Source organism: Streptomyces mutomycini, assembly GCF_001700505.1.
Lineage (GTDB): Bacteria > Actinomycetota > Actinomycetes > Streptomycetales > Streptomycetaceae > Streptomyces > Streptomyces mutomycini.
The window spans coordinates 1-21622 of sequence record NZ_MAPV01000151.1 but is presented as its reverse complement, the minus strand read 5'-3'; the positions used below and the strand labels follow the sequence as shown (position 1 = coordinate 21622).

18 protein-coding genes and 4 pseudogenes are annotated in these 21622 nt (G+C 68.1%); 4 read left to right on the top strand and 18 right to left on the bottom strand.

From position 1 onward, the window contains the following. Positions 1–160: 160 nt before the first annotated feature. Both sbnA and BFF76_RS21405 read right to left on the bottom strand, forming a co-directional pair. On the bottom strand, positions 161–1327 hold the full coding sequence (gene sbnA / locus BFF76_RS21410; protein ID WP_031099970.1) for a 2,3-diaminopropionate biosynthesis protein SbnA: 1167 nt from the start codon (positions 1325–1327) through the stop codon (positions 161–163). A 32-nt stretch (positions 1328–1359) separates the two neighbouring features. Continuing rightward, the gene (locus BFF76_RS21405) at positions 1360–1611 is read right to left on the bottom strand and encodes an MbtH family protein (protein ID WP_031099972.1); all 252 of its coding nucleotides are present in this window, start codon (positions 1609–1611) and stop codon (positions 1360–1362) included. 254 nt (positions 1612–1865) lie between these two features. Here BFF76_RS21405 and BFF76_RS21400 point away from each other — a divergent pair, with 254 nt between their 5' ends. Beyond that, on the top strand, positions 1866–2216 hold the full coding sequence (locus tag BFF76_RS21400) for an alpha/beta fold hydrolase (RefSeq protein ID WP_065848857.1): 351 nt from the start codon (positions 1866–1868) through the stop codon (positions 2214–2216). A 7-nt stretch (positions 2217–2223) separates the two neighbouring features. On the opposite strand, the pseudogene BFF76_RS34815 reads toward BFF76_RS21400, so the two are convergent. The 5 genes and pseudogenes from BFF76_RS34815 to BFF76_RS21385 form a co-directional block, all read right to left on the bottom strand. Next, positions 2224–2304, bottom strand: a pseudogene (locus BFF76_RS34815) (DUF6112 family protein); the annotation flags it as partial. A gap of 117 nt (positions 2305–2421) precedes the next feature. Then, positions 2422–2571, bottom strand: a pseudogene (locus BFF76_RS34730) (helix-turn-helix domain-containing protein); the annotation flags it as partial. A 161-nt stretch (positions 2572–2732) separates the two neighbouring features. Further along, positions 2733–3401 (bottom strand): annotated as a pseudogene (locus BFF76_RS21395) (nucleotidyl transferase AbiEii/AbiGii toxin family protein). A gap of 5 nt (positions 3402–3406) precedes the next feature. Continuing rightward, positions 3407–3799 carry a hypothetical protein gene (locus tag BFF76_RS21390; RefSeq protein ID WP_065848856.1) on the bottom strand — a complete coding sequence of 131 codons (393 nt, stop codon included), beginning with the start codon at positions 3797–3799 and terminating at the stop codon, positions 3407–3409. A 726-nt stretch (positions 3800–4525) separates the two neighbouring features. Next, positions 4526–4930 (bottom strand): hypothetical protein, encoded by a 405-nt coding sequence (locus BFF76_RS21385; protein ID WP_053930168.1) that lies wholly within the window; start codon positions 4928–4930, stop codon positions 4526–4528. 185 nt (positions 4931–5115) lie between these two features. On the opposite strand from BFF76_RS21385, the gene BFF76_RS32740 reads away from it, so the two are divergent. Next, positions 5116–5460, top strand: coding sequence for a hypothetical protein (locus tag BFF76_RS32740; RefSeq protein WP_141695639.1), 345 nt, complete (start codon positions 5116–5118; stop codon positions 5458–5460). Positions 5461–5768: 308 nt separating this feature from the next. Here BFF76_RS32740 and BFF76_RS21380 read toward each other — a convergent pair whose 3' ends face one another. The 5 genes from BFF76_RS21380 to BFF76_RS21360 all read right to left on the bottom strand — a co-directional run bounded on the left by BFF76_RS21380 (position 5769) and on the right by BFF76_RS21360 (position 10974). Further along, complete coding sequence (locus tag BFF76_RS21380; protein WP_053930166.1) at positions 5769–6401, bottom strand: hypothetical protein; 633 nt, start codon at positions 6399–6401, stop codon at positions 5769–5771. A gap of 8 nt (positions 6402–6409) precedes the next feature. Next, positions 6410–7909, bottom strand: coding sequence for a hypothetical protein (locus BFF76_RS21375; RefSeq protein WP_065848855.1), 1500 nt, complete (start codon positions 7907–7909; stop codon positions 6410–6412). 14 nt (positions 7910–7923) lie between these two features. Beyond that, positions 7924–8190, bottom strand: coding sequence for a hypothetical protein (locus tag BFF76_RS34580; RefSeq protein ID WP_338058041.1), 267 nt, complete (start codon positions 8188–8190; stop codon positions 7924–7926). 901 nt (positions 8191–9091) lie between these two features. Beyond that, complete coding sequence (locus BFF76_RS21365) at positions 9092–10621, bottom strand: helix-turn-helix domain-containing protein (protein WP_053930163.1); 1530 nt, start codon at positions 10619–10621, stop codon at positions 9092–9094. Positions 10622–10773: 152 nt separating this feature from the next. Then, on the bottom strand, positions 10774–10974 hold the full coding sequence (locus BFF76_RS21360; RefSeq protein WP_031101289.1) for a DUF4236 domain-containing protein: 201 nt from the start codon (positions 10972–10974) through the stop codon (positions 10774–10776). Between the two features lie 493 nt (positions 10975–11467). Between BFF76_RS21360 and acnA the strand changes: the two genes are divergently transcribed. After that, positions 11468–14185 carry an aconitate hydratase AcnA gene (gene acnA / locus BFF76_RS21355; RefSeq protein ID WP_065848853.1) on the top strand — a complete coding sequence of 906 codons (2718 nt, stop codon included), beginning with the start codon at positions 11468–11470 and terminating at the stop codon, positions 14183–14185. 70 nt (positions 14186–14255) lie between these two features. Continuing rightward, positions 14256–15485: an ROK family protein gene (locus BFF76_RS21350; protein ID WP_065848859.1), complete on the top strand. Its 1230-nt coding sequence runs from the start codon at positions 14256–14258 to the stop codon at positions 15483–15485. A gap of 42 nt (positions 15486–15527) precedes the next feature. Here BFF76_RS21350 and BFF76_RS21345 read toward each other — a convergent pair whose 3' ends face one another. From BFF76_RS21345 to BFF76_RS21320, 6 genes and pseudogenes are all read right to left on the bottom strand, one after another. Beyond that, positions 15528–16607, bottom strand: a complete 1080-nt coding sequence (locus tag BFF76_RS21345) for a YihY/virulence factor BrkB family protein (protein WP_065848852.1) — start codon at positions 16605–16607, stop codon at positions 15528–15530. Positions 16608–16748: 141 nt separating this feature from the next. Then, complete coding sequence (locus BFF76_RS21340) at positions 16749–18128, bottom strand: GH1 family beta-glucosidase (protein WP_065848851.1); 1380 nt, start codon at positions 18126–18128, stop codon at positions 16749–16751. 8 nt (positions 18129–18136) lie between these two features. Further along, complete coding sequence (locus tag BFF76_RS21335; RefSeq protein WP_051834823.1) at positions 18137–18991, bottom strand: carbohydrate ABC transporter permease; 855 nt, start codon at positions 18989–18991, stop codon at positions 18137–18139. Positions 18992–18996: 5 nt separating this feature from the next. After that, positions 18997–19968, bottom strand: coding sequence for a carbohydrate ABC transporter permease (locus BFF76_RS21330; protein WP_031101272.1), 972 nt, complete (start codon positions 19966–19968; stop codon positions 18997–18999). 11 nt (positions 19969–19979) lie between these two features. Then, entirely contained in the window at positions 19980–21242 is a 1263-nt protein-coding gene (locus BFF76_RS21325; protein ID WP_065848858.1) for an ABC transporter substrate-binding protein, read from the bottom strand. Between the two features lie 146 nt (positions 21243–21388). Further along, positions 21389–21622: pseudogene (locus BFF76_RS21320) on the bottom strand (xylose isomerase); the annotation flags it as partial.

Sequence of the window (21622 nt, the reverse complement as noted above, 5' to 3'; positions counted from 1 at the left end):
CCGATGATCCGGTTGCGGGTGTCGCCGGGGAACCGGAGGAAGACCGAGTGCGGCAGTGAGGTCTGCTCGTCGGCGTGGCGCAGGTACGCCTCGCGCACCACGTTCAGCACCTCCTTCTCCCGGCCGTCCAGAATCCTGCGGACGTCTCCGTTGCCGAGTGTCAGCATGAAGCCACCCCGCTCGTCTCGCTGTTCAGTGTCACTGTCACCTCGGCCACTTCGGCCACCTCGGCCTTCCACAGATGGGTGACCTCGCCGAACTTGGCCTTCACCCATGCGTCGTCGTAGATCGTGTTCAGGTAGCGCTCGCCACGGTCCGGCATGATCAGCACACACGAGGAGCCGTCCGGGATTCGCGGGCTCAGCTGTTCCAGCGCGGTGGCCACCGCGCCGGAGGAGCCGCCGAGGAGCAGCCCCTCGCGCAGCGCCAGACGGCGGCAGCCCACCAGACTGTCCAGATCGCTGACATGCAGTACGTCGTCGGCGAGGCCGCTCCGGTAGAGCTGGGGGCGGACCGCCGCGCCATGGCCGGGAATCAGCCGGCGCCCCGTCGGTGGTCGGAAGATGGCACTGCCCTCGGCGTCGACGGTGACCACCCGGGTCGGCAGTCCCTGCGCGTGAATCCAGTCGCCGCAGCCGCGCAGGGTGCCGGAGGAGCTGATGGTGCAGAACAGGTAGTCCGGCGCCCCGCCCAGGTCCTCGGTGATCTCCTTCATGGTGATCCGGTGGGCCCACGCGTTGCGGGGATTGGCGTACTGGTTGGGCCAGTACGCCCCGGGCAGCGCGGCCACGAGTTCCCGCACCCGGGCGATCCGCACCGGCTGGAACTCGCCGGATACCGGATCGCCTTCGGTGACCGTGTGCACCTCCGCGCCGAGCGCCCGCATGATCGCGATGTTCTGCGGATTCGTACGCGGATCCACCACGCAGATGAACCGCAGGTCCAGGGCGCGGCAGGCCTGCGCCATGCCCACGCCGAGGTTCCCGGAGCTGGACTCGACCACGGTCCCGTGGCCGGGTACCACCGCGCCGGTGGCGACGGCATGGCTCAACATGGTGTACGCGGAACGGTCCTTGATGCTGCCGCCGAGACTCACCGACTCCAGCTTGGCCCAGACCCGGAAGCGGGCGCCGGGCAGCAGCCGGGTCAGTTCCACCAGTGGCGTCCCGCCGACGGCGGACAGCGCCCCGGTACGGTCCGCGCCGTACTCGCTGGGTGCGGGACCGGACAGGTCGGTGGCGTCGGGCGGTACGGCTTCCTCGGCCTTGGGCTGTTCCGCCCTCGCCACGAGGGCCGGCCGGGATCTCGGCTGGGAGACGGAGTTCATCGCCGGGCTTCCCCTCAGTGTCGGTAGGCGGATCAGACCGGGGTGCTCTGCAGTCCGCTCTGACCGGCCGCCGCCCCGGCGGCCTCGCTCTCCATCCGGCGGCGCAGGCCGGCCGGACGCATGTCCGTCCACACCCGGCCGATATGGTCCAGGCACTCCTGCTTGGTGCCCTCGGTGCCTTCGGCCCGCCACCCGGCGGGCAGCTCCCGTTCGGCCTGCCAGATCGAGTACTGCTCCTCGTCGTTGAGCACGACGCGGAAGACGCTCTCGGTGTGGTCGGACATCGCCGTCTCTCCTCGGTCGGTGGGGGCGCCGCAGTCGGTACCGGTGCCAGCCCGAGCGTGCCCGTCGGCGGCGGCCGGCCGTAGAGACAAACGGGCAGTGGTGAAGGCGGCGGAGACCCGCTGTTCCTTCCTCCCACACCCTGAAGCCCGGTGGCCCGCGGGACCCGAACCGGTCCGTGCTCCCGGTGTCCACCGGATCGGGGAGTCACCGCCGCTGCGCACGGCAGCCTGGATGACGCCGAGCGTCGTGGCTCATGGACGGCCGCCGCGAATACCACGACGCCGCCACCCTGCTGGCCGCCGAGGACGGCTTCGACCTTCGCAGCCGATTGCGCGAGATCAAGGCGCCCACGCTGCTCCTCCAGGGCGAGGAAGACATCGTCTACCCACTCGACCTGGCCCGGCAGACCGTCAAGGGCATTCCAGACGCCCGGCTCGTCGTCTACCAGGAGCGCAGCCATAGCGCAACGTCGTCCGTCGACTCGAAGAAGGCGTCGCCGAGGGCGAGTACCAGACCGACTGTGAGGCCGCGCGCGAGCCGGAGCCCCGACGCCAAGCCCCGGCGGCGCACGCGAGATGCGCCGCCGGGGTGGGTGGGGTGCTGAGCCAGCAGTGGACCTGCGTCCCGAGCGTTGAGAAGAACGCCACCACGCCATTGGCCGCACCCAGCAGAAGGGCTGCGCCGGCGCTGACGGTCGTCGGCGTCGTCGGGGTCTGCTTCAAAAGCTCCCGGATCTGCGGTCCGACCGCGTCGACCGCCGAGCCCTTGAGCGGCCGCGAGTACGTCGGCGGCTGGTCGGTGGCCAGCGCCCGCTTCACCGTGTTCTTCGAGATGCCCAGATGCCGGGCGATTGCCCGGATCGGCATCTCCTCGGCCCGGTGCAGCCTGCGGATCTCTGCCCAGCCCTCCACTTGGACAACTACGCGAAGCTGCTGGAAGGCTCCGGCGCCCGCGGGCATGCGGCCCTTGTCCCGACAGCCCGCGACGCGGCACACGCCCTCTATGCAGCGGTGCGGGAGCATCGCCGCGAACGACCGGAAGCCTGGAGGTGTGGGCGGCGTTGGGCGGCGTACGTGCATCTCGGACCGTGACACAAGAGGCGGGTCTTGTCCCGACATGATCAGTCGGTGTCTGGACCATCGGCTTCTTCGAGGAGACGGGCCGCAAGTTCGTCGGCCCACTCCACGGCCCAGGCGCGGAGAGCGTTGATCGTGGCGTAATCGAGCCCATAGGCGGCGAAGGCTTCGTCGTCGGTCCACTCGGCGCCTGTGAGATTCGCCTGCAGATCCTCGCGCTCGAAGCGGCCGCGGGCGTCACGGCGGCCGAACTCCTCGAGCTCGGCATTGGGCCAGCGGCGGGAGGCTGCGAACACGTCGATCAGGTCGCGGGGCGCTCCACGGTCGGCGAGAGCGCGGGACCTTGGTCCCGATCACGTCCTCCTCCGCGAGGACGGGCCCGTACGGACTCTGGGCGATCGGCCGCCAGAAGATCTCCTTGAGGATGTCGACTTCGCATTCCTGCCCGGTGGCCGGATCGGCCACGGTGAAGCGGGCGGACAGCGGGGCGGTCTCCAACGCATGCACCTTCCAGCCGCGGGCCTCCAGGCCGACGCGGAGCGCGGCGGCGATGTCAGCCATGGGCGTCGGGTTCTCGGTGGCGACATCGAGGTCCTGACTGGGGCGGGTCACGAGGCGATGTGCTCGCACGGCGTACCCGCCGGTGAGGACCAGGGGATACGGCGAGCCGAGGGCGATGACATCTGCCAGGAGCCGCGTGTGCAGCCCGGCATGTCCGTCACGCGGCTGCCCGGGGGCGGAAGGCGAGCTGGGGGAAGGCGTCTTCCCGAACGGCGCGCACGCTGCGGCCGACGAGGGTGCGCAGCACCGGCCACAGCTCAAGGAGCAGGTCCTGGTTGAGGTAGCGGGGCAGGTCGTCGCGCAGGCCCTCATGCAGAACAGCGCGGTAGAGGCCGATGCGCTGGCGAGGCTTGCCCAGGTCGTACGACGTCATCCCGGACCAGGCCATGTGCAATGGCAGCTCCACAACTCCCTTGGCCGGGCCCTGCAACTCGTCCAGCGACTCCGGCAGACGCCGTCGGAACTTCTCCCGGTACAACGCGAGATCCTCGGCGACCGCGTCCGAGAGGCCGCTCGGCGCGGGTGCGGGGTGCTGTGGGCTGGAGGACATGCCTCCAATATGACCGCAGGGGAGCGGTAAGGGGCATGATGCGCGAGCTTGCGTCTGCAGTGAGCGGGACGGGCTCGTGGAGGGTGTCTGAGCGTGACAGTAAGGCAGTGAGTCGCGAACCCGGCCCGACCTGTCCTCGTCCATGAGTCGCTCAGGCCGACGCCCTGCCCGTGACCCATCACGTGTAGTGCCGGGCAATGCGTCTCTCAGCCCCTGAGACCGACAGTCTCCCGGTTCGGCCCAAAAGTCCCTGAGAAGTCCCACAGGCGAAGCCGAATCCCCTCCTGGCTCACATACGTGCAGGTCAGGAGGGGTGTAGCGGTGTTAATTCTGACGGCTTTCAGATGTCCCGGAAAAGACCGCGCAGTCCCATGACCTGCGGCGATACGTGGTTGCAGAGCGTTGACCTGCGTGAATCATCTTTCAGATGTCTTCTGCGCGTGCACATTGATGCGGCCGAAAGTCCCAGGGTCCCTGCCGCCCACGACCCGTTCTCCGGGCTACACGCGGGCCTTGGCTCTGAGCCGTCGCCGGGGTCTGTCAAACGAACGTTTGACAGACCCCCACTGCGCGTTCGTCATGTCCGAGGTGCAGTGCTGCTTGCGGCCAGGCCAGTCCGGCAGCGTTCCCGTACAGCAGGCGTCCTGCAACAACTTCCGGCAGCGATGTCGGACAAGGGGCATGAGGTGCCCGTGGGGGTTGCAGATGGAACAGGCTCGTTCCCACTCAGCTCTGCGTACGAAGCGATTCGAAGAAATCATCGATCTTCAAAATTTCCGCATCGCTGAGATGGGGGACGCTCCACTGCATCATCGCACCGTGCTCCATGAATCCAGAAGGGAGTCCCGTCCTGTAGGTCTCCACATACTCGGCAGTGTCGCGACGCCAGTAGTAGGTGCCGTCACTGTGAATGGCGGACCCACCCATCACGCCGAACTTCTTACCCACGACATCCTCCGTATATCCCATGAGGGCGATGATCGCGGGAGCTCTTCTCAGGTATTCCGCTACGCGCGAGCAGTCGTGTACGGGCATCTGTCCGGAGAGTTTCTTGATTTCCTCCGCATTAACGCTGAAGCGGGACTGGCTGGAGATACTGCTGAAAAACCCGAGAGGGGTGACCTGGCGCATGTGACGGCTTCCTGAGCAGGACCGCCGGAGGCGGTGATGGGTATGCTTGCGCTGGTGCGTAAAGGTGCGCACGGCGTCTCGTTCCGGACGCACCCTTACGGATACTCCTGGGCCGTTTTCAGAGGATTTTACCTCGGGTCGCCCTGGCTTCCCTCAGGCCACTCGCGAACCTTTCCGGTCCGAGGGTGGAGATCTACCTGATGGCCGCTCGCGTTTCTCACTTCCACGCCACCCAGAGCCTTGGAGAGTTCACCGGCCGCCTTGCAAGCGCCGTGACAGGTGACCAACTGAATGGGGCCTCCGTTGTAATACGGATTTTCTCTGACCAGTTCGGCGATCTGCTGCGGGTGGGTTATCTTGCCGTCAAAGATGAATTCTCCCTGTTCGTTGCCGTGCACAATGACGTCGTGCCCATAGTCGCCCTTGGGCCGCAGCAGATTCTGAATCGTGTTCGTATCATCTCCGATTGCTGTGGCGGTGCTTGTGTAGCGGACGCTTCCGCCGGCCCAGGTGAACGACGAGGCAGGTGAAGCCCCCATCACGGTGGCTCCAGCCGCACCACGCGGCGATGCCGCCGCCTTGGGGCGTAGAGTTTGCTGGTGGTGGCGCTGGCCAGATCCATCCGGTCGAAGACCGGCTTGGCCGGCCCCAGTGCCACCGGTTCCTCATCTTCGGCGAGTTGTTGTGTCAGGTCAGAGAACGTCGCCGTTCATTGCCGGATTCTTTGGCTCAGGCCCAACGGCTGAAGCGGAATCCACCGGATGATTCACTTCCGAAGAGCCAAGGCCGGAGGGCTGTCCCACGCCCCGGGCACACTGCTCAGGATGTACGCACACACCTACTGCTCCATGCCCGCCGGCGGCGGCGTCACCGACGGTTCGATGGTCGACCGGACGTATATCCGCGTCGTGCCCGGCTTGTACTCGTGGACGAACAGGTCGATGCAGCGCTGAAGTTGTGCGCCTTCAGGGGTGTCGAGCCCTTCGGGGCAGAGGCTGGTCCTCCGGAGATCCTGGATAAACGTTTCCGGCTCCGGCAGCCCCAGATGAGTGAACGTAGCCGCAGGGCGGTAGTCCTTCCCCTTGATGAGGGTGTTTCCAGACATCTTGATGTCATCCGGGACGAGCCGGTCCGTGTAGGTCTGAGCTTCTTCACTCGGCAGCACGAAGGAAAGCAGTCCCGTGTCGTAGCGCTGCCCGACCTTGTAGCCCGCGCGCCGGTCCGATGCCTGCTCCGGGAAGCGGATGCCCATTTGTTCGCTCATCCAGGCCGGGGTCGCCCCCTCCTCCCAGCAGCAGTTCATCTCCTGGGCCAGCAGATCCGACTCCGCGCGGTCGGTCACCCACGACAACCCGCCGGCCACGGCCGCGCCACCGACGCAGAACACCAGAGCGACGATGGCGATTGGGACCCACAGGGGACGTGGAGGCTTGGACTGTCCACCCTCGACTTCATGACCGGGACCGTTCATACGAGTCTCTATCGCCCTTCCTGTTGCTCACGACCGGGATCTGTACGATCGCCTGCACGTCCCGGCTCGTCGGGCTGCGGCAGCGGGCCCTGGTGCGGGGCGGACACGCCCAGATCGTAGTGCTTGACCGAACTGCTGCCTGCCATGTCGAATTCGCGGGCAATGCCGGTGGTGTGGAAGCGTGCCATCTGACCATCAGGGATGCTCATGTCGTCGACTCCCGGAACGGGGATTGTCACTCCCTTGTCCTCGTCCCAGTTGTAGCGATCCCACGCGTTGGCCTGATAGTCCAAGCCGACCACAGGCTTTCCGTTCGCATCGGGCTCGACCGAGACGACTCCGGTCACGTTCGACCTGGTCGAACCCACCGCGTAGAACCAGTTCTCATTGACATCCGGGGTGAAGCTGAAGTCCCGGTTTTCGGTCTCCACGGGTATCGAAACCGGCTGCCCACCGTTCCTCCTGAACTCTGCCAGTGCCTGGTCACGCCATGCGTCCTGGTGATCCGTGACAGCGCGGTCGATGTGCGAGCGGAATTCGGGTACCTCGGACATCATCTTGTCGATGGGCAAGTCCATGTCCGTTCCACTATTGCCCAGGTAGTGCGCCATGTGTCGGGCGGCGTCGTTGTCACCCTTCCAGTCGGCCAACTCGGCTACCAGGTTCATCTTCTCCCGGTTCCTGCGCTCCTCCGTGCCCGGCTCCTCGACGGCGTACGGGCCGGAGCCCCGGTCGGCAGCGGCTTGCTTGACCGACGGAGCGAGCAACCCGGCGGCCAGAAGGTCGTGCTTGTGTCCTGCCCACAACTCCCCGCGAGCCTTGGGACTCAAAGACGTCCACAGCCGCCGTAGCTCGGCACGCTGCGCGGTGTTCGCGTCGTCGCCGAGCGACGCGAGTTTCGTGGCACGGGGCAGTTGGTCCTCGTCCAGCGAGGTGTATGTCGCATGCCCTGCGTTGTGCGGGTCACCGCCGTGGCTGCGCTTCAGCGCGCGAGTCACCGCTGCGTCGACCTCGGCCGCATGGGCCACAAACCCTGTAAGGGTATCCGCGTACCACTGCATCAAGTCCTTGGTCCGCTGTGAAGTTCCATCTGCATCGCAGAAAGCCTCTGTCACCTTTACCGTGCCGTTGGGGCCGTCCGTCACCACCAGGCCAGGATCCGGGCCCGCCCGGCGAGTGGGATTTCCCCGGCGTGCTTCCGCGGAAAGGTCTCGGGCCTTCTTCTGGATCTGTGTCAGTTCGGCGTGGGCGTCTTCGAGCACCGCGGAGACGCTGGTGGCCTCCAGGTGCAGATCCGCGACCTCTTTCGCCGTCTTCCGGACGAACTCCTTGGTGACCGAGGCGTTCTCGCCCGCCCACTGAGCCGCGTCCGATAGCAGGAGAAGACCGCTGTAGACCTCGGTCCTCAGCTTCTCCAGGCTCGCGGCCGCGGAATTCCAGTCGGCGGCGGCGGTTCTCAGCTTTCCGAGGTCGACTTCGACGAGATCTGTATAGCTGAACGTTCCCACGGGGTCCGACCTGCTCACTTCACGTACTTGAGTAGCTCGGACACCGGGACTGCGGAGCCGTCCCTCCGCGTGAGGGCGGCGAGGACCTCCGCCTCGTCCTTGGTGTGACTTTTCTTCGAGTAGTCCAAGTGGTTGGAGATGTGGGCACACATCTGCAGGACGGTCTTGACCTGCGAGGTCCAAACCTCGAGCGTGGAGTACAGCTCGGTGCCCAGGTCAAAATTCCGACTTTTCAACTCCGCCGCGGCGCGGGCCGTCGTCCCGGCGCCCGACTTGTCCATCCCGGCTCCGGCGATATCGGCGCTCTTCTGCAGCGCCCCATGGACCCGAAACGCTTCATTGCCGACAGCACCCAGATCGTCCTGGTGGACCACCAGGTCCCCGTGAGTTCCGGACCTACTCGGTGTTGTCCCGGCTGCATTAAGTCGCATCTGCGCGGACCGGCGATCCCGTGCATCTGATGTGAGCTGCGCCCACTCGTCTTCGAACGTCACCGTTCCCCCTGATTCGGTGTGAACCACACAGTCTACGAGTGGAGTTGCTGACGCGTCGGAGGGTTCGAGCTCTGCACCCGGCACGCATCCGACGCCCGCTCACCGTACGACCCGCTGATCTGGGGACCCGCGCCGGTCTGCGCCACCGCGGCCCCTCATGACCACCCTCGTCACCCCGACCGCTCCCAGCGGCCTGCCGCTGCGTGCCGCCCACACGTTCACCCAGCGCTTCAGTTGACGAATACCCGGGTGGGCTGAGTACATCTACTGCCTCTCAGCCGCTCGCGGTTCTTCTGTGGCTGCGGCTGTACCCGGTGTGCACTCTCGCGGCCTTCCCGACGCTTTTGTGCTGACCGACCGAAAACCGACAGGCGCGAGACGCTGGTGATGCTGTTCGAGGTCGAGCCCGGCCTGCTCACCGGCCGCAGGCAGATAGCCGGCCCGACGTGGCACGAACGACATCCGACGTTGCGAGGCCGCTTCGGCGACAACCCTCCGTAAAGGCTGACGGTTACTCAGGTTGGTCTGACGTCCAGTCAGCCATTCAAGATCATCTTGCACATGCGTTGCACAAGGTGCTGAAAAGCAACAGTGATCAGTGAAGGGCTGCGAAGGTGAGTATTCGCAGGTCAGATGGCATGCTGCGGTGTCGTGCCCCGTGCCCCCAAGGGGCACGACACCCCGCCCGTCAGATGTCCCGGAAGATCTCGATCTGCGCCCCCACCGAGTTCAGCCGCTCCGCCAGCTCCTCGTAGCCGCGGTTGATCACGTACACGTTCCGCAGCACGGACGTGCCCTCGGCCGCCATCATCGCCAGCAGCACCACCACCGCCGGACGCAGGGCCGGCGGGCACATCATCTCGGCGGCGCGCCAGCGGGTCGGGCCCTCGACCAGGACGCGGTGCGGGTCGAGCAACTGGAGCCTGCCGCCCAGGCGGTTGAGGTCGGTGAGGTAGATCGCCCGGTTGTCGTAGACCCAGTCGTGGATCAGGGTCTGCCCGTGCGCCGAGGCGGCGATCGCCGCGAAGAACGGCACGTTGTCGATGTTCAGCCCCGGGAAGGGCATCGGGTGGATCTTGTCGATGGGCGCCTCCAGTTTGGAGGGCCGGACCGTCAGGTCCACGAGCCGGGTGCGGCCGTTGTCGGCGGCGTACTCCGGCGTGCGGTCGCAGTCGACGCCCATCTCCTCCAGGACCGCGAGCTCGATCTCCAGGAACTCGATCGGGACACGGCGGATCGTCAGCTCCGACTCCGTCACCACGGCGGCGGCCAGCAGGCTCATCGCCTCGACCGGGTCCTCGGAGGGGGAGTAGTCGACGTCCACGTCGATCTCCGGCACCCCGTGCACCGTGAGGGTCGTCGTCCCGACGCCGTCGACGTGGACGCCGAGCGCCTCCAGGAAGAAGCACAGGTCCTGGACCATGTAGTTGGAGGACGCGTTACGGATGACCGTCGTACCGTCGTGCCGGGCCGCGGCCAGCAGGGCGTTCTCGGTCACGGTGTCGCCGCGCTCGGTCAGCACGATGGGGCGGCCGGGCCGGACCTGGTGGTCGACCTGGGCGTGGTAGAGCCCGTCGGTCGCCGCGATCTCCAGGCCGAAGCGGCGCAGTGCGATCATGTGCGGCTCGATCGTGCGCGTGCCGAGGTCGCAGCCGCCGGCGTACGGCAGGGTGAAGCGGTCCGTGCGATGCAGCAGCGGGCCGAGGAACATGATGATCGACCGGGTCCGGCGTGCGGCGTCCGCGTCGATGGACTCCAGGTCGAGCTCGGCGGGCGGAAGGATCTCCAGGTCCACGCCGTCGTTGATCCAGCGGGTGCGTACGCCGATGGAGTTGAGGACTTCCAGCAGCCGGAAGACCTCCTCGATGCGGGCCACCCGGCGCAGCACCGTGCGCCCCTTGTTGAGCAGTGAGCCGCAGAGCAGGGCGACACAGGCGTTCTTGCTCGTCTTGACGTCGATGGACCCCGAGAGCCGGCGCCCGCCGACCACCCGCAGGTGCATCGGCCCGGAGTACCCGAGCGACACGATCTCGCTGTCGAGGGCCTCGCCGATGCGGGCGATCATCTCAAGGCTGATGTTCTGGTTGCCGCGCTCGATGCGGTTGACGGCGCTCTGGCTCGTGGCGAGCGCCTCGGCAAGCTGACTCTGTGTCCAGCCACGATGCTGACGGGCGTCACGGATGAGCTTGCCGATACGTGCGAGGTAGTCGTCGTCCATGCCTTCACGCTATCTCAGATATGAGATGAAGATCGCGCCCGGGGTGTGGCGGGTCGGGTGAGACCTCGGTGCCGAACCGCAGGTGAGCGCCTGATTGCAGGATCGGGCCCGCCTGACGGTCCGGCTTGCCGGACGCCGCCGAACGGGTGAGGTCAGCTGCGACGGCTCCGCTTCGTCGTCTTCCGCCAGCCGAAGGGGCCGGGCAGGTCCACCGACGTGGTGCGCCGGCCGGTGCTGCTGTGGGTGCGCTTCGGGCCGTGCCGTCCGCCGGTCGTGACGGACCACGAACGCCGGTTGATGTTCAGCCGGACGCCCGGAAGGATCTGAAAGCTCTTGCGGAATGTGAGCGGCATCTGCGCCTCCTCTGTCGGTAGTACGGGTATCCCGAAGTCGCACGCTCATGCGCGGGCGAACGGACCGAACGGACCGAACGGGCCGAACGGGCCGAGCGGGCCGAGCGGAGTCGGCGTCGGAGTCGTGCCGCCGTGGGGAGTCGCGCCTCCGGCCTGTTACCTGACATGTTCGTGGAGGTGGATGTGGAGGCGTGGCGGGTGGCGGGGCATGCTCCGTCGGGGTGGTTCGGTGCGTGTTGTCCGGTCCCGCTCCCGCTTCCGGCCGCGCCCCTCGCGCAGTGGCGTCGGACACGGGCGCCCGGGCATGACCGCGCGGCGGCTATGTACTAGAGTTATCTCGACATCGAGATATCTGCCGAGGCGCACCGCAGCCGCCGCCGGTAAGGGTTACCTAACTAATCCTTACCTTAGCGGATGGTGGGGGCCGCAGGCGGCGCCGGCCGCACATGAGGCGCGGCGCGGTTGAACGCGCACATTGAAGAAGGAGACTGTCGTGTCGGCGAACAGCTTCGACGCCCGCAGCACGCTGCGCGTGGGTGACGAGTCGTACGAGATCTTCAAGCTGGACAAGGTCGAGGGCTCCGCGCGCCTCCCTTACAGCCTGAAGGTGCTGCTGGAGAACCTGCTCCGCACGGAGGACGGCGCGAACATCACCGCCGACCACATCCGGGCGCTGGGCGGATGGGACTCGCAGGCCCAGCCCAGCCAGGAGATCCAGTTCACGCCGGCCCGCGTGATCATGCAGGACTTCACGGGTGTCCCGTGTGTCGTGGACCTCGCCACCATGCGTGAGGCCGTCAAGGAGCTCGGCGGTGACCCGGCGAAGATCAACCCGCTGGCCCCGGCCGAGCTGGTCATCGACCACTCCGTCATCGCCGACAAGTTCGGCACCAACGACGCGTTCGCCCAGAACGTCGAGCTGGAGTACGGCCGCAACAAGGAGCGCTACCAGTTCCTGCGCTGGGGCCAGACCGCCTTCGACGAGTTCAAGGTCGTCCCCCCGGGCACCGGCATCGTCCACCAGGTCAACATCGAGCACCTGGCCCGCACGGTCATGGTCCGAAACGGCCAGGCGTACCCCGACACCCTCGTCGGCACCGACTCGCACACCACCATGGTCAACGGCCTCGGTGTGCTCGGCTGGGGCGTCGGCGGCATCGAGGCCGAGGCCGCGATGCTCGGCCAGCCGGTCTCCATGCTCATCCCGCGCGTCGTCGGCTTCAAGCTGACCGGCGAGCTCCCGGCCGGCACCACCGCCACCGACCTCGTGCTGACCATCACCGAGATGCTCCGCAAGCACGGTGTCGTCGGCAAGTTCGTCGAGTTCTACGGTGAGGGCGTCGCCGCCACCTCCCTCGCGAACCGCGCCACCATCGGCAACATGTCGCCGGAGTTCGGCTCCACCGCCGCGATCTTCCCGATCGACGACGAGACGCTGAAGTACCTGCGCCTCACCGGCCGTGACGCGCAGCAGGTCGCGCTCGTCGAGGCGTACGCCAAGGAGCAGGGCCTCTGGCTGGACCCGGCCGCCGAGCCGGACTTCTCCGAGAAGCTGGAGCTCGACCTCTCCACGGTCGTCCCCTCCATCGCCGGCCCGAAGCGCCCGCAGGACCGCATCGTCCTCGCGAACGCCGCCCAGCAGTTCGCGCAGGACGTGCGCAACTACGTGGACACGGTCGACGAGTCGGGCAAGGAGTCCTTCCCGGCCTCCGACGCTCCGGCCAACACGCCGAACGGCGCCCCGTCCAAGCCGGTCCCGGTGACCGCCCCCGACGGCACGACGTACGAGCTCGACCACGGCGCCGTCACCGTCGCCGCGATCACCTCCTGCACCAACACCTCGAATCCGTACGTCATGGTCGCCGCGGCGCTCGTGGCCAAGAAGGCCGTCGAGAAGGGCCTGACCCGCAAGCCGTGGGTCAAGACCACCCTCGCCCCGGGCTCCAAGGTCGTCACCGACTACTTCGACAAGGCGGGCCTGACCCCCTACCTCGACAAGGTCGGCTTCAACCTCGTCGGCTACGGCTGCACCACCTGCATCGGCAACTCCGGCCCGCTGCCGGAAGAGGTCTCCAAGGCGGTCAACGACCACGACCTGGCCGTGACCTCGGTGCTCTCCGGCAACCGCAACTTCGAGGGCCGGATCAACCCCGACGTCAAGATGAACTACCTGGCGTCCCCGCCGCTGGTCGTCGCGTACGCCATCGCCGGTTCGATGAAGGTCGACATCACCAAGGACGCCCTCGGCGTCGACCAGGACGGCAAGCCCGTCTTCCTCGCGGACATCTGGCCGACCGAGGCCGAGGTCAACGACGTCGTCGCCAACTCCATCGGCGAGGACATGTTCAACAAGTCCTACCAGGACGTCTTCGCGGGCGACGCCCAGTGGCAGGCGCTGCCGATCCCGACCGGCAACACCTTCGAGTGGGACTCCGAGTCCACCTACGTGCGCAAGCCCCCGTACTTCGAGGGCATGGCGATGGAGACGACCCCGGTCGAGGACATCACCGGCGCCCGTGTGCTGGCCAAGCTCGGCGACTCGGTCACCACCGACCACATCTCCCCGGCCGGTGCGATCAAGGCCGACACCCCGGCCGGCAAGTACCTCACGGAGCACGGCATCGAGCGCCGTGACTTCAACTCCTACGGCTCGCGCCGTGGTAACCACGAGGTCATGATCCGCGGCACGTTCGCCAACATCCGCCTGCGCAACCAGATCGCGCCGGGCACCGAGGGCGGCTTCACCCGCGACTTCACGCAGGCTGACGCCCCCGTGTCGTTCATCTACGACGCCTCGCAGAACTACCAGGCCGCGGGCACCCCGCTCGTCATCCTGGCGGGCAAGGAGTACGGCTCCGGCTCGTCCCGCGACTGGGCGGCCAAGGGCACCGCGCTCCTGGGCGTCAAGGCCGTCATCGCCGAGTCCTACGAGCGCATCCACCGCTCGAACCTCATCGGCATGGGCGTCCTCCCGCTCCAGTTCCCGGAGGGCCACACCGCCGAGACCCTCGGCCTGACCGGCGAGGAGACCTTCTCCTTCACCGGCGTGACCGAGCTGAACAACGGCACCACGCCGCGCACCGTCAAGGTCACCACCGACACCGGTGTGGAGTTCGACGGCGTCGTCCGCATCGACACCCCGGGTGAGGCGGACTACTACCGCAACGGCGGCATCCTGCAGTACGTGCTCCGCAGCCTGATCCGCAGCTAGAAGCACCGTGAAGTGAGCGAAGGGCCGCACCCAGGGGGTGCGGCCCTTCGCCGTCAAGGTCGAAGGTCTGATGAAGAAGAACCTCACCTCACCGGCGGCCAAGGCCGGACACGAGTCCGTGCGGCGCCACAACCTGAGCCTGGTCCTGCGTACCGTCCGCGACGAGGGCGAGGTCACCCGGGCCCGGGTGGCGAGCCTCGTCGGACTCACCAGGGCCGCCGTCTCCTCCCTCGTCGAGGAACTGCTCGCGCTGGACTGCCTCAGCGAGTCCGGCAAGACCTCCAGCGGCTCGGCCGGGCGCCCCGGTACCGTACTGAAGCTCTCCCGTACCGGCCCGGCGGGGCTCGGTGTGGAGATCAACATCGACTACGTCTCCGTGTGCGCCGTCGACCTCACCGGCACCGACCGGGTCCGGGTCACCGAGCACACCGACCACCGCGACGTCCCGCCCGCCGAGGTCCTGGCCCACGCCGCCCGGCTCACCAACCGTGTCATCGCCTCCACCCGGGAACAGGAACTGCGCGTGGTCGCCGTAGAGCTGGCACTGCCCGGCCTCGTCTCCGGCGGCGTCGTCCGACAGGCCCCCAACCTCGGCTGGAGCAGGGTCGCCGCCGAGGGCATCTTCGGACAGGCGCTCAGCACCCTGCGCCCGGCCGGGCGTGCGCTGGCCGTCGGCTCCGACAACGAGGCCAACCTGGCGGCCCTGGCCGAGCTGTGGTTCGGCGGACTCGGCGGCATACGCACCTTCCTCTATCTCACCGGTGAGATCGGCGTGGGCGGCGCGCTCGTGGTGAACGGCGAAATGCTGCGGGGCGCCCACGGGTTCGCGGGCGAGATCGGCCATGTGGTCGTGGACCCGCAGGGCCCCCTCTGCCGGTGCGGCGCGCACGGCTGCCTGGAGCAGTACGCGGGCCGGGCGGCCCTGCTGCGGGCGGCCGGCATCGACCCGGACACGGGGGTACGCGGCATCGCCGAGCTGGAGCAGCGGGCCGCGGCCGGCGAGGAGCGGGCCGTCACCGCGCTGCGGGAGGCGGGGGACCGGCTGGGCGTGGTCCTGGCCGGGGCGGTCAACCTCTTCGACCCGGAGGCGGTCGTCCTCGGCGGGATCTACCGCAACCTGATGCCATGGCTGGAGGGGGCGGCGGACGCCCAGCTCACCGCCCGGGTGGTGTCGGGCCGCTGGCACGAGAACGGCAGCCGGCTGCGGGCGTCATCCGTCTCCGGCGACGCGGCGCGGGGCGCGGCGGCCCGGGTGGTGCACGAGGTACTGGAGAACCCGGCGGCGTACGCGTTGCGTTGAGGGCGTACGCCGCCGGCCGTCCCACAGCCGTCCCGGGGCCTCTCAGCCGAGCCGGCGGTGGTCCTCCTCGGTCCACTTGGCGGTGTCGCGCGGTTCCACGTACGGCTCCTCGGCCTCGGGGTGGCCGCCTTCGATCGCTCGCTGGCGGGCCATCTCCGCGTCGAATTCGAGGCCGAGCAGGATCGCCAGGTTGGTGATCCACAGCCACACCAGGAAGATGATCACGCCGGCGAGGGCCCCGTAGGTCTTGTTGTACGAGGAGAAGTACGCCACGTACAGCGCGAAGCCGGCCGAGGCGGCCATCCAGAGCAGCAGGGCGAGGAAACTGCCGGGGGTCACCCACGTGAAGCCCCGGCCCCGGGCGTTGGGTGCGGCCCAGTAGAGGAGCGCGATCATGACGGTGACGAGCAGGACCAGGACCGGCCACTTCGCGATCGACCAGGCCGTCATGGCGGGGTCGCCGAGCCCGAGGGCCGAACCGGCCCGCCGGGCCAGCGGCCCGGTGAACACCACGATCAGGGCGCTGAAGACCGCCAGCACCATCAGGGTCACCGTGAGGCCGAGGCGCAGGGGCAGCACCTTCCACACGGGTCGCCCTTCGGGCATGTCGTAGACGGTGTTGGAGCAGCGGATGAACGCCGCGATGTAGCCGGAGGCCGACCACACCGCCAGCAGCAGACCGATGACGGCCATCAACGATCCCGTGCCGCCGTTGCCCTGCAACTGCTGCACGGCGTCGGAGAGGATGTCCCGGACCGGGCCGGGGGCGAGGTCCTGGAGGTTGTCCATCACCTTCTGGGTGGCGGACTTCCCCGCGACACCGAGCAGCGAGACCAGCACGAGCAGGGCGGGGAAGAGCGAGAGCACGCTGTAGTACGTCAGAGCCGCTGCCCGGTCGCCGAGCTCGTCGTCCACGAACTCCCGCACCGTGCGTTTCAGCACGGCCCACCACGACTTCTTGTGCATGGCTGCCGGTCCGTCGGGTGCGTTGCGTTCCACCTCCGGGTCCGGCCCGACGCGAGCCGACTCCCGAGTGGCGTCGTCCGCGCCGTATCCGTGGCGGTCGGCGGCGTCATGGCCGTCGCGGGTGGGGTGAGCCTGTGGTTCCGGTGTTCGCGCCATGGGAGTCCGGTAACCGCCACAGCCGTACGGAAACCGGTTCAGCCGGGACGGATCCGCCCGGGCACCGTGTGGGGAACCGGATACGGGTGCGGGCCCGGGCCGGCTCACCAGCCGGCCCGGGCCCCCACCCTTGAGCGGCGATCAGGCCTTGTGTGCCGCGATCAGCTGCTGATACCAGCGGTAGCTGTCCTTCGGGGTGCGCTCCAGGGTGTCGTAGTCGACCCGGATGATCCCGAACCGCTTCGCATAGCCCAGCGCCCACTCGAAGTTGTCAAGCAGCGACCACACGTAGTAACCGCGTACGTCGACACCCGCGTCCATCGCGGCCCGCAGTGCGGTCAGATGGGTGCGCAGGTACTCCACCCGGTCCGCGTCGTGGATGGAACCGTCCGCCTCGACGGAGTCGAACTCCGCCGAGCCGTTCTCCGTGATGTGCACGGGCGGCAGGGCGTCGCCGTACGTCTGCTTCAGGACGGTCAGCAGGTCGGTGAAGGACTCCGGGACCACGGGCCAGCCCATCGCCGTCTTCCGGACGTCGGGGTAGGTGCCCTCCGCGTACCGGTTGTCGGTGGCCACGCGCAGCGCCGGGTCCGCCTCGCGGTGCGGGGCGGCGGCGACCACGATCGGGCGGTAGTAGTTGATGCCCAGGAAGTCCATCGGCTGGGAGATCAGCTCCAGGTCGCCCTCCCGGCGGAAGTCCTGGCCGGTGATCAGCTCGCCCCAGGTCTCCTCCTCGGTGGCCGGGTAGCGGCCCGCGAGGAGCGGCTCGGTCCACACGAGGTTGTGCTGGGTGTCGGCGCGGACGACCGCCGCGAGGTCGGCGTCCGACTCCGTGGCAGGGACGTTGCGGTCCAGGTTGAGCGTGATGCCCGCCTCGCGGACGCCCGCCGCGCGCAGCGCGTTCATCGCGTGGCCGTGGCCGACCAGCAGGTGGTGGGCGGCGGCCAGCGCCCCGCGGCCCTCCTTGGCGCCCGGCGCGTGCCGGCCCACCGAGTAGCCGAGGAACGCGCTGCACCAGGGCTCGTTCAGGGTGATCCAGCGCGGCACCCGGTCGCCCAGGTGCTCGGCCATGATCGCCGTGTACTCGCCGAAACGTTCCGCCGTCTCGCGCACCCGCCAGCCGCCCTTGTCCTCCAGGGCCTGCGGCAGGTCCCAGTGGTAGAGGGTGGCGGCCGGCTCTATGCCCGCCTCGAGGAGGGAGTCGACGAGCCGGGAGTAGAAGTCCAGCCCCTTGGGGTTGACTGCTCCGCTGCCCGTGGCCTGGATCCGGGACCAGGCGATCGAGAAGCGGTACGACTCCACGCCCAGGTCACGCAGCAGCGCCACGTCCTGCGGATAACGGTGGTAGTGGTCGCAGGCGACGTCACCCGTGTCGCCGCCGTCCGTCCGGCCCGGCGTGTGGCTGTAGGTGTCCCAGATGGACGGGCCGCGGCCGTCTTCCTCCACGGCGCCCTCGATCTGGTACGAGGCCGTGGCCGCGCCGAAGACGAAACCGGGCGGGAAGACCGGGAACTCACTCATGGATACCCTTACTTGACCGAGCCACCGGTGATCCCGGCGGCGATGTACTTCTGGGACAGGACGAGGAGGACGGCGGCGGGCACCGCGGACAGCACGGACGCGGCCATGACCGAACCCCAGTCGCCGACGTGCGCGCCGATGTACTGGTAGATGCCCAGCGTGATCGGCTTGACGTCGTCCGTGGTGTTCAGCGTGAGCGCGAACATGAAGTCGCTCCAGGCGTACAGGAACGAGAACAGCCCGGCGGTGATCAGCGAGTTGCGGCTCATCGGCAGGACGACCTGGACGAACGTACGGAGGCGTCCCGCTCCGTCCACCTCGGCGGCCTCGATGACCTCACGCGGGATGGACACCATGAACGAACGCATCAGCACGATCGCGAAGGGGATGCCCAGCGAGGCGTCCGCCAGCATCAGGCCGAAGTAGGAGTTGACCAGGCCGAGGTCCACGTACGCGCTGTACAGGGCGTTCGCGATGACGATGCCCGGCACCATCTGGGTGATGAGCGTGCCGAAGACGATCGTCCTGCTGCCGCGCAGCTTGAACTGCGCCAGCCCGTACGCCGCCGGTGCGGAGACCGCCAGGCAGATGGCCACGGCGCCCAGCGCCACGGCCAGCGAGGTCAGCAGGTTGGTGCCCTGCTCGGTGATGGCGGAGGTGAAGCCGGAGAAGTCCAGGCCCGTCGGGACCGGGCCCACGTCGACCAGGCTCGCGTCCGGCTGCAGCGCGGTGTTGATCATCCAGTACAGCGGGAACAGCATGACCGCGAGGACGACGACGCCGAAGACGGTCGCACCCCAGCGGCGCTTCGGCCGGTGGACGGCGGGAGCCGGGGCGGCGGGGATATGGGTGGTGGTCGCCATGCCGGTCACTTCCCCTCGTTGCGGTTGACCCGCAGGTAGAACACCGCGAAGACGGCGGAGATCAGGATCAGGATGTTGCCGACCACGGCACCGGCTCCGAAGTCCATCTGGACGAAGGAGTTCTGGTACGTGAGCGTGCCGAGCGTCTGGGTGGAGTCGGCGGGGCCGCCGTCGGTGAGGGCGAGCACCAGGTCGAGGATCTTGACCGTCGACATGAAGCCGAGGACCAGCACCACGGTGATCACGGGCTTGAGCATCGGCAGGGTGACCGAGCGGAACGTGCGCCAGGCGGAGGCGCCGTCGAGCGCGGCGGCCTCGTTCAGCTCCTTGGGGACCTCCTGGAGGCCGCCGTAGAGGATCACCATGTTGAACGGGATGCCGATCCAGATGTTCACCAGGATCACCGAGATCAGCGCCATGCCCGTGCTCGTGAGCCACGGTGTGTCACCCGGGAGGCCGATGGTGCCCAGGAAGGAGTTGAGGACACCGGTGTCCTGGTCGAAGATGCGCCGCCACACGATGCCGGAGACGACCATCGGGACCAGCCACGGCAGCAGGATCAGCGAGCGGAGGATGCCGTTCAGCGGGAAGCGGCGGGTGAAGAAGACGGCGAGGGCCAGACCGATGCAGAACTGGCCGACGAGCGATCCGACGGTGAACAGGATCGTCTGCCACAGGGCCTTGCCGAACAGCCCGTCGTTGAAGACGTTGCTCCAGTTGTCCGTGCCGTTGAACGGCGCCTCACCGGTGAAGAACGTGGACGGCGAGTAGTCCTGGAAGCTCATCACGATGTTGCGGACGAGCGGGTAGCCGAAGAACAGCGCCATGAAGATCACGGCGGGGGCTATGAACCCCCACTGGGCGAGCGTCCTGCGCCGCTTGGTGGTCCGCGGGTCCACGGGCTTCCTGATCCCCTCGGCCGCTGGGGCCTTCGGGTCGGCCGGAAGCGGGGCGGCCGGGGCTGTGGTGGATGACATGGTTCGTTACCTCAGTTCCCGCTCGTGACCTGCTGCTGGGCACGCTTCAGAGCGGCCTCGCTGGACTCGCCGGTGAGCGCGGACTGGAAGGCGCTCTGCAGGGCGAGCGACACGGACGACCACTGCGCGCCGACCTTGGCGGTACGCGAGCGTGCCGTGGCGACCTGCCCGGCCAGGGCAGCCAGCTCCGGGGCCTTCGTACGCCACACGGCGGCGGCCTTGGTGTTGGCCGGGACCATCCAGCTGTTCAGGGCGTAGGTGATCTGCTCCTGCTCGCCTGCCATACAGTCGATGATCTTCGCGGCCGTCTTCTCGCGCTCGGTGTCACCGGTGTTGGGCACGGTCAGCACCCCGCCGCCCAGCGGGCCGACCGAGTCGTCGCCCGCCTCGGGCACCGGGATCTCGGCGATGCCCCAGTCGAGCCCCTTCTTGGCGTTCAGGGTCTCGACCTGCCAGGGGCCGTTGATCATCATGGCCGCGTTGCCGGCCATGAACTGGTCGTTCACGTCGGCCTGGGTCCAGTTGACCGTGGACTTGGAGAGCGAGCCGTCCTTCAGCAGGCCCTTCCAATAGTCGAGCGCTCCGGCGACCTCGGGGGTGTCGAGCTTCGACTCGTCACCGCCGTTGGACCACATGAACGGGGTGAACTGGAAGACACCGTCCTCCGCGCCGCCCGCGCTCAGTGCCAGGCCGTACCGCTTGCCCTGGGTCAGCTTCCTGGCGGTCGACCGCATCTCGGCCCAGGTGGTGGGCACCTTCAGACCGGCTTTGTCGAGGGTGTCCTTGTTGTAGAACAGCGCCAGGGTGTTCACCGTGCGCGCGGCCCCGTAGTACTTCCCGTCGAACGAACCGAAGTCGACGATCCCCTCGGGGATGTCCGTCGTGGTCAGCCCGAGGTCCTTCAGCGGTATGAGCCCGCCGGCCTCGGCGAAGGTCGGCATCTCGGACGCGTCCAGCTGGAGGACGTCGGGCAGCGACTTGGACGACGCCATGCGCAGCGCCTTCGTCATCAACTGCGCGGCCGGCACGCTCTGCTGCTCGATGGTGATCCCGAGCTCCTTGCTGCAGCGCTCGAGGGTGTCACCGTCCCAGCGGTGGTACGACTCGTCGGTCGAGGAGTTCATGACGGTGTAGACGTCCTCGTCCCGCTGCTGGCCGCACCCCGACAGAACGGTGCCGGCGACGATCGCGGATACGACGGTGAGGGGGACGCCGATCCGCCTGGGGCGGCGGACGCGGCGTCGGATCCGTCCGTCCGGGGAAGGTTCTGTCACGGTGGTGCCCTTGCGGTAAGAGGGTGGCCGGGCCCATGGGAACGCTCCCACAGGGCGGTAGTCAAGCCCCTGTACGGATCCGGCGGTGTCACGGAGGGGGAGGCTGCCGGTGTCCGGCGACGGCGGGCCGCCGGACACCGTGGGTGTCAGCGGACGCCGAGGAGGTGTTCCATGGCGAGCTGGTCGAGGGCTTCGAAGGCCATGGAGCGTTCCGCTGCTGTGGTGGTGTCGAAGTCCTCGTAGGCGGAGGTGTCGGCGAGGAGTGCCTTGAGGCCGTCGTCGGCGGTGGGCCGGGCGAGTTCGTGGAGGCGGGAGGCGGTGAGTGCTTCCTGGACGGCGGGGTCGGCGCGGAAGGCGGTGGCGCGGTCCTTGAGGATGAG